General features: G+C 72.5%; 6 protein-coding genes. 3 read left to right on the forward strand and 3 right to left on the reverse strand.

Features of this window, described 5'->3' with window-relative positions; genetic code table 11:
- Window positions 1–93 precede the first annotated feature (93 nt).
- Complete coding sequence (locus VKZ81_RS04755; RefSeq protein ID WP_414709328.1) at window positions 94–1,209, forward strand: class I SAM-dependent methyltransferase; 1,116 nt, start codon at window positions 94–96, stop codon at window positions 1,207–1,209.
- Here VKZ81_RS04755 and VKZ81_RS04760 read toward each other — a convergent pair.
- From VKZ81_RS04760 to VKZ81_RS04770, 3 genes are all read right to left on the reverse strand, one after another.
- Window positions 1,206–2,276 carry an acyltransferase family protein gene (locus VKZ81_RS04760; RefSeq protein ID WP_324240169.1) on the reverse strand — a complete coding sequence of 357 codons (1,071 nt, stop codon included), beginning with the start codon at window positions 2,274–2,276 and terminating at the stop codon, window positions 1,206–1,208. The genes VKZ81_RS04755 and VKZ81_RS04760 overlap by 4 nt on opposite strands.
- A gap of 185 nt (window positions 2,277–2,461) precedes the next feature.
- Window positions 2,462–3,889 carry an Nramp family divalent metal transporter gene (locus VKZ81_RS04765; protein ID WP_324240170.1) on the reverse strand — a complete coding sequence of 476 codons (1,428 nt, stop codon included), beginning with the start codon at window positions 3,887–3,889 and terminating at the stop codon, window positions 2,462–2,464.
- 137 nt (window positions 3,890–4,026) lie between these two features.
- A complete protein-coding gene (locus VKZ81_RS04770; RefSeq protein ID WP_324240171.1) occupies window positions 4,027–4,653 on the reverse strand; it encodes a TetR/AcrR family transcriptional regulator in 627 nt (208 codons plus the stop codon).
- A gap of 56 nt (window positions 4,654–4,709) precedes the next feature.
- Here VKZ81_RS04770 and VKZ81_RS04775 point away from each other — a divergent pair, with 56 nt between their 5' ends.
- Both VKZ81_RS04775 and VKZ81_RS04780 read left to right on the forward strand, forming a co-directional pair.
- Window positions 4,710–6,236 (forward strand): MFS transporter, encoded by a 1,527-nt coding sequence (locus tag VKZ81_RS04775; protein ID WP_324240172.1) that lies wholly within the window; start codon window positions 4,710–4,712, stop codon window positions 6,234–6,236.
- 36 nt (window positions 6,237–6,272) lie between these two features.
- Window positions 6,273–7,877: a peptide chain release factor 3 gene (locus tag VKZ81_RS04780; RefSeq protein ID WP_324240173.1), complete on the forward strand. Its 1,605-nt coding sequence runs from the start codon at window positions 6,273–6,275 to the stop codon at window positions 7,875–7,877.
- Window positions 7,878–8,121 lie beyond the last annotated feature (244 nt).

Here is an 8,121-nt window from a genome sequence, read left to right on the forward strand (position 1 = left end):
CTCCGGGCCGACCCTACCGCTGAGCGTTTCGACAGCACTGGACCCGAACTGCACCACTGCCCCCGCGTGCCGGACCGATCCGGGAGACCGATGGTGACCGCCACCCCCGTTTGCCGCTCCTGCCACCGCACCGACGGAGACATCGTCCTCGACCTCGGCGAGCAGCCGTCGTCCGAGCTCTTCCCCAAGATCGACGATCCCGGCCCCGACGAGCTGTTCCCGCTGCGGATGTGGCTGTGCACCGGCTGCGGGCTGGCGCAGCTGGCCGACGACGCCGACGTGCCGGAGGAGGTCGTCGGCGCCGAGCCGGCCGCGCTCACCGCGCAGCGGGCCGACGCGGTGCGCGCGCTCGCCGCGGCCGGGGCGCTGCCTTCGGGCGGCACCGCGGCGGAGTTCCCCAGCCCGCACGGCGGCACGTGGCTCGACCTGCTCGCCGAGCACGGCTTCACCGCCGTGCCCCGCGAGGAGGGGGCCGACCTGGTCGTCGACGGCTGCTTCGGCGTGATGCACGAGCGCGACCAGGACGCGGCCATCCGGGAGCGCACCGCGGCCGTGCGGCCGGGCGGCCGCCTGGTCGTGCAGTACCACTCGCTGCACGCGATCGTCGCCGGCTCGCAGTGGAACGCGCTGCGGCTGGGCCACTACGCCTACTACTCCACCCCGGCCATGATCGGGATGCTGCGGCGGGCCGGGTTCACGGTCACGACCGCCCGCCGGTTCCCGCTCTACGGCGGCACGGTCGCGCTGGTGGCGGCCCGCACGTCCGAGTCGCCCACCGTGGACACCGCGGCGGTGGACGCCGTGGTCGCGCCCGAGCTCGCCGCGGGCGTGCTGCTGCCCGGCAAGGTCGGCGTGCTGCAGCAGTCGGTGCGCCGCACGGCCGGGTCGTTGCGGGAGATGCTCGTCGCGCAGCGGGCGGCGGGCCGACGGGTGTACGGCTACGCGGCGGCCTCGCGGGCGGTGTCGCTGCTGCGCCTGGCCGACCTGGACGCCACGCTGCTGCGGGGGGTCGCCGACGCCTCGCCGGACAAGCAGGACCGCCGCATGCCCGGCACCGACATCCCGATCATCACCCCGGAGGAGCTGGTCGCCGCCGAGCCGGACGTCGTGCTCGTGTTCGTCTCCGAGCTCGTGGCCGAGGCGAAGGCGGCGCTGCCGGAGATCGAGCGGCGCGGCGGCACCTGGGTGGACGCGGGCGCGGGCCGTTAGCGCGCGGGCGCGAGCGTCGTGGCGAGTCGTGCGGCGAGGCGGTCGGGCAGCGGGCTGTCCTTGCGGCGCAGGGCCGGCCGCTCGACGAGGTACCAGGACGCCGCCGCGGGCAGCAGCGCGAGCGCGACCGACACCGGCACGTACACCGCGGCGGGCGCCGCGGCCAGCGCGGTCAGCATCAGCAGCTGCTGCAGCGGCCAGTGGTAGATGTACAGGCCGTACGACAGGTCCGCGGGCATCCGCCACGTGAAGCCCGTGCCCGCCCACAGGCACAGGTAGGTGAACGGGACCGCGCCGAGCACCCGGTAGTCGTCGAACAGCGCGATGCTCAGGCCGAACAGGCCGGCCGCGGCGGCCGCGAGGTCACCGCGCATCGGGATGCGGTCGGCGTACAGGCAGGCGGTGGCGCCCAGCAGGAACATCAGCGACAGCCGGATGATCCGGTGGTCGAGCAGCACCGGCAGCCCGGCCTCCTGCAGCGCCGTGAGCACGAGCAGCACGCCCGCTGCGGCCGGGACGAGCACGGGGCGGCGGCGCAGCAGGCCGAACCCGCCGAGCACCCCCACGACCGCGTAGCAGAACGCCTCGAACGCGAGCGTCCACAGCGAGCCGTTGAAGCTGTCCCCCTTCGGCAGGTCGGCGAGGATGCCCGCGATGTCGAAGTGGACGATCAGAAGGCCCGCGTTCTCGATCACGTAGTCGAACGCCGACGGCGTGCCGGTGAACGCGACCATCGGCGACATGCCCTGCATCGCGGCGGCGACCGGCGCCGCGACGAACGCGACCACCAGCAGGCACACCCAGAACCCCGGCATGATCCGCAGGAACCGGTGCCAGGCGAAGCGCGGGAACGAGCTCAGCCGGAACCAGCTGAGCGTGACCAGGAAGCCGCTGAGGAGGAAGAATCCGTCGAGGGCGAAGTCGCCGACGCCGGACTGGCCGATCCGCGGGTGGCTGCCGTCGTAGGCGGACATGCCGTGGTCGACCGCGACGAGCACGGCGAACAGCAGCCGCAACGCGTCGAAGCCGTTGCGGCGCGGGTCGAAGCGCTCCTCCAGGCTCGGCATGGGTCCTTCCGGTCGCAGTGCGGGTGGACGTCACCCACACTGCGACCGGATCGCTGAACCGACGCTGAGAGGAATCGATCTCGGGGGATCACCCGAGGATGCCCACCGCCCACATGAGGGTGAGCAGCACCATCCAGATCACGAGGGCCACGAGGATCCGCAGCCACAGCCGCTTCAGCAAGGGATCAGGCGAGTCCGAGGTTGTCCAGCACGAGCAGCACCGACAGGAACCCGAAGAACAGGAACGACACGGCCAGCACCGCCAGCCGCACGCCCCCGACTTGCAGCTCCTTCGGCAGCGCCTTGCGGTTGAGCTGGATCAGCAGCCCCGAGTAGATGAACATCTGGACGCCCGCGATCGAGGACGAGATCACCAGCAGCAGGAACGGCTGGTCGACGCCCGAGATCAGGATCAGCGAGCCCACGACGATCATGAGCCACACGCAGACGGCGTACAGCCGGCTCTCGGTCCAGAACTCGCTGTCCTTCAGCGCGTTGATCTTCAGCTGGTCGGCGATCAGGCGGCTGGTGTAGTCGAGGATGCCCAGGTTGGTCGAGAACAGGGCGAAGACGGCGGCGCACCAGAACGCGATACCGAACCACGGCGCCACCGTCTCCTGCAGGACCTGCCCCTCCAGGAGCAGGAAGTCGAGGTTCTGCTCCTCGACCTGGCCGACCGGCAGCGTCGAGTACGCCAGCACCGTCATGATGATCAGCGAGATGACGCCGACCAGGAAGAACGTGATGAACTGCTCCCAGTTGGCGATCCGCCACCAGCCCCGCCACCGCTTCATGTTCGCCTCGTCGGTCGGGAACATGTACCCGAGCGAGGGCCTGGCCTCCTCCTGGCCGGTGAGGGGAGAGACGATCTTGGGCATGAGGGCGCCCATGCCCATCCCCTTGTCGCGGATGTAGTTGCTCTGCACGAGGTTGTTCGCCCCGCCCGCGCCGGCGAACGCCAGCGCGCCGAGCAGCAGCGCGACGTCGAGGTTCGCGTGCCCGACCGGGAACCCGATGCCGTCGGTGAACAGCGCGCCCCACGCCTCGCCCGTCGTGGCCACCGGGATCGCGACGACCACGAAGAGCATGATCAGCGCGACCAGCACGAACTGGATCTTCTCGACGGCCTGGTAGACGACGGGGGAGAGGGTGAGGGTGATGCCGATCGCGATCAGCGCGGCGATCGTGATCGGCACGATCGGGGCGTCCTCGCCCATGCCGAACACGAACGACAGGGCCGTGGAGGCCCCGGTCGCCCAGCCGGGCCAGAAGTTCTGGCAGAGCGCGAAGATGATGAACAGCCACCACCACGGCTTCCAGAACCGGGCGAAGCCGGTGAGCGCCGTCTCGCCGGTGGCGAGCGTGTAGCGCTCGATCTCCATGTTGAGGAAGAACTGGATCGCGAACCCGACGACGGCCGCCCACATGAACGTGAAGCCGACCTGCGTGGTGATGTAGGGCCACAGGACGATCTCCCCGGACCCGATCGCCGTGGCCAGGATGATCACGCTGGCCCCGGTGACCTTCCGCAGCGGCACCGGTTCGGGCAGGTCCCTGAAGTCGACGGCCGGTAGGTACTTGCTCGGCAGTGTCGTCCGGCTCTGCTCGGCCACCGCGCCTCCTCGCGCGTCGAGGTGGCTCACGCCACCGCCCTGCACCCGTCGCCTCACCCGAATGGATGAGGATGCGTCGCATCGCATCAGCACCGGTAAACGCTGTCAAGCGCTGGCGGATCACGACTGCATACACATCAGATGTGCGCGTGGTTCGCGCTGGTGAGCGCCTTGCTGTGGGCGACGAGGCGGGGGTAGTCGACCGCCACCCCGGACAGCAGCGCCTCGACCGCGTGCTCCACCTCCTCGTCGGTGAGGGGGGCGTGGCCGAACAGCGCGCGGTAGTGCACGAGCGAGGACAGCATGTCCAGCACGAGCTCGCGGTCGATGTCGGCGCGCAGGTCGCCGCGCGCCACCGCCCGCTCCAGCATCTGCCCGACCGCCGTGCGCGGGGGCTCGAACAGCGTGGTGAGGAACGCGTCGCGCAGCTCGGGAACGGTGGCGCAGTCGGCGAAGAGCGCGGCGAGCACCCCGGGGCGGATGCGCCGGAAGGCTGCGAGGAAGACGTGGATCCCCTCGCCGAGGTCGCACAGCGTGCACCCGGTGTCGGGCACCGGTGAATCGCCGAGCCGGGAGGCCAGCGCGGCCAGCGCGAGGTGCTGGCGGGTCGGCCAGCGTCGGTAGATCGCGGGCTTGGTGGCCCCGGCCCGACGGGCCACCTCTTCGATGGTGAGCCGCCCGTAGCCGGTCTCGTCGAGCACGGCGAGCGTCGCCTCGAGGACGGCGGCGTCGATGTGCGGGTCTCGCGGGCGACCAGGGGGCATGGCGTACAGGCTATCGTTCTGTTACGTTCCGGTGCGTAATGAAATGGAGGTGGACGATGACCACGACCGACCTCGTCCGGGCGGGACGCCGCGAGTGGACCGCGCTCGCCGCGCTCATGCTCCCGACGCTGATCATCGCGATGGACCTCGCGGTGCTCATCCTCGCGATCCCGGCGCTCGGCGAGTCGCTGCGCCCGAGCGGCACCCAGCTGCTGTGGATCACCGACGTCTACGGCTTCCTCATCGCCGGGTCGCTGGTCACGATGGGCACCCTCGGCGACCGCATCGGGCGCAGGCGGCTGCTGCTCGCCGGGGCCACCGCGTTCGGCCTCGCCAGCCTGCTCGCCGCGTACGCCCCGACCGCCGAGGCGCTCATCGCCGCCCGTGCCCTGCAGGGGATCGCGGGCGCCACCCTCATGCCGTCCACCCTCTCGCTGCTGCGCAGCCTGTTCCTCGACGAGTCGCAGCGCCGCGTCGCGATCGGGGTGTGGGTCACCACGTTCTCGGCGGGCACCGTCGTCGGCCCGCTCGTCGCCGGCGTGCTGCTGCAGCACTTCTGGTGGGGGTCGGTGTTCCTGCTCAACCTCCCGGTGATGGCGGCCCTGCTGGTGGTCGGGCCGCGGCTGCTGCCGGAGGTGCGCGACCCGAACCCGGGCCGGTTCGACCTGCCCGGCGCCGCGCTGTCGGTGGTTGCGCTCCTCGCCCTGGTCTACGGCGTGAAGCGGTTCGCCGAGCACGGTGCGGACCCGGTGGCGCTGCTGGCGGTGCTGGTCGGTGCGGGCGTCGGTGCGCTGTTCGTGCGCAGGCAGCGGCGCACCGCGCACCCGCTGCTCGACCTCGGGCTGTTCGCCTCCGTCGCCTTCCGCGTCTCCGTGCTGGTCAACATCGCGCTCGGCGTGATGCTCGCCGGCATCTTCCTGTTCGTCGCCCAGTACCTGCAGCTCGTGCTCGGGATGACACCGCTCGCGGCCGGGCTGTGGCTGATCCTGCCGACGGCGGGCATCGTGGCCGGGTCGCTGTCGACCCCGCTGCTGGTGAAGCGCATCCCTCCGGCCCGCGTGGTGAGCGGCGGGCTCGCGGTCGCGGCGGCGGGGATGGCGATCCTCGCGCAGCTCGGGTCGGGTCCGAGCTTCGCCCTGCTCACGGTCGGCATGGTCGTGCTCGCGGTCGGGGCCGCCCCGGCGTCCACACTGAGCGTCGACCTGATCATCGGCTCCGCGCCGCCGGAACGGGCCGGTTCGGCCTCGGCGGTGTCGGAGACCGGCGGCGAGCTGGGCAACGCGCTCGGCATCGCGCTGCTGGGCAGCATCGGGGTCGCGGTCTACCGCGCCGCGATGACTCGGGGCGTGCCGCCGTCCGCGGCGGGTGAGCTGGCGCCGGACCAGCTGGAGTCCGCCACGGCCACCCTCGCCGGGGCCTACGAGGCGGCGGCCCGGCTCGCGCCCGCGGCGGGCGCGGAGCTGATCGACGCGGCGACGCGCGCGTTCGTCGCCGGCATGCAGGTCGCGGCCTGGACCGGGGCGGCGTTCGCGGTGGTCCTCGCCGTGGCCGCCCGCGTCCTGCTGGGCCGGCCGGGCGCGTGATCGCCGTTCGGTGCGGCACGTAAGCTCGGCGGCCTGATGTCAGAGGTCCTCGCAGAGCCGGACCGGGTTCCGGCCGAGGCGCGCAGGCGCCGAACGTTCGCCGTGATCAGCCATCCGGACGCGGGCAAGTCGACGCTCACCGAGGCGCTCGCGCTCTACGCCGAGGTGATCGACACCGCGGGGGCCGTGCACGGCAAGGCGGGCCGTCGCGGCGTCACGTCGGACTGGATGGAGATGGAGCGCAAACGCGGCATCTCCATCACCTCCGCGGTGCTGCAGTTCGCCTACCGCGACTGCGTGATCAACCTGCTCGACACCCCGGGCCACGGCGACTTCTCCGAGGACACCTACCGGGTGCTCGCCGCCGTCGACGCCGCGGTGATGCTGCTCGACGCCGCGAAGGGCCTCGAACCGCAGACGCTCAAGCTGTTCGACGTCTGCCGGGCGCGCGGGATCCCGGTGATCACGTTCGTCAACAAGTGGGACCGGCCCGGCCGTGAGCCCCTCGAGCTGCTCGACGAGGTGGAGCAGACGATCGGGCTGCGGCCGATGCCGCTCACCTGGCCGGTCGGGATCGCGGGCGAGCTGCGTGGGCTCGTCGAGGTGGAGACGGGGGAGTTCACCCGGTTCAGCCGCACGGCGGGCGGGGCCACCCGGGCCGAGGCCGAGGTGGTGCCGGAGGCCGAGATCGCCGCCGCCGAGCCGGAGTTCTGGGCCACGGCGCAGGAGGAGCTGGCGCTGCTCGAGGAGATCGGCGCCGGGTTCGACGAGAAGGACTTCCTCGCAGGCACCGCCACCCCTGTGCTCTTCGGCGCCGCGCTCATCGGCGTCGGCGTCGCGCGCCTCCTGGACGCCCTGGTCGACCTCGCGCCCGCGCCCGAGCCGCGCGCGGACGTCGACGGCAACCCCCGCCCCCTCGACGCCCCGACCTCCGGCCTGGTGTTCAAGGTGCAGGCCGGGATGGACCGCGCCCACCGCGACCGGATGGCGTTCGTGCGGATCTGCTCGGGCCGCTTCGAGCGCGGCATGGTGCTCACCCACGCCGCCACCGGGCGCCCGTTCGCCACCAAGTACGCGCAGGCGGTGTTCGGCCAGCAGCGCACCACCGTCGAGGAGGCGTTCCCCGGCGACATCGTCGGCCTGGTCAACGCGGGCGCGCTGCGCCCCGGCGACACCCTCTACGCGGGCGACCCGGTGCACTTCCCACCGATCCCCAGCTTCGCCCCCGAGCACTTCGCCGTGGTGCGCAGCGCCGACTCGGGCGCGTTCAAGCAGTTCCGCCGCGGCATCGACCAGCTCGACGGCGAGGGCGTCATCCAGGTGCTGGTCTCCGACCTGCGCGGCGAGCAGGCCCCGGTGCTGGCCGCGGTCGGCCCGCTGCAGTTCGAGGTGGTGACCTCGCGGCTGGAGTCGGAGTTCCGCGCGCCCGTCACGCTCGAGCACCTCGGCTACTCGATCGCCCGCCGCACCGACGAGGCGGGCGCCGAGCTGCTGGCCGGCCAGAGCGAGGTGGAGGTGCTCACCCGCCGCTCCGACGGCGCCCTGCTCGCGGTGTTCAGCAACAAGTGGCGGATGGAGACCATCCGCCGCAAGTTCGCCGACCTGGTGCTCGAGCCGCTGCCTGCGGGGAGCGTCCGCTGACCGGCGCGGCCTGACGGGTGCGGCGGTGCCCGACCCCCCGCCCGGGCACCGCCGAGCCGGCTCTCCCCCCGCTGGGCGCCGGCCGCGCGTCCGCATGGGACCGCGCGATCGCCGGGCGTCCCCCGAAAACCCGGCACCGGACGCCGGAGCCGGCAGGCCGACGTTACGCAGTAGCGGGATGCCCGGGCGAGGATCTCCTCGCCCAGCGACGGCCCGGATCGGTAGCGGATCGCCCAGTGACGCG

Origin of the sequence: Pseudonocardia sp. (genome assembly GCF_035305885.1) — a bacterium.
Lineage (GTDB): Bacteria > Actinomycetota > Actinomycetes > Mycobacteriales > Pseudonocardiaceae > Pseudonocardia.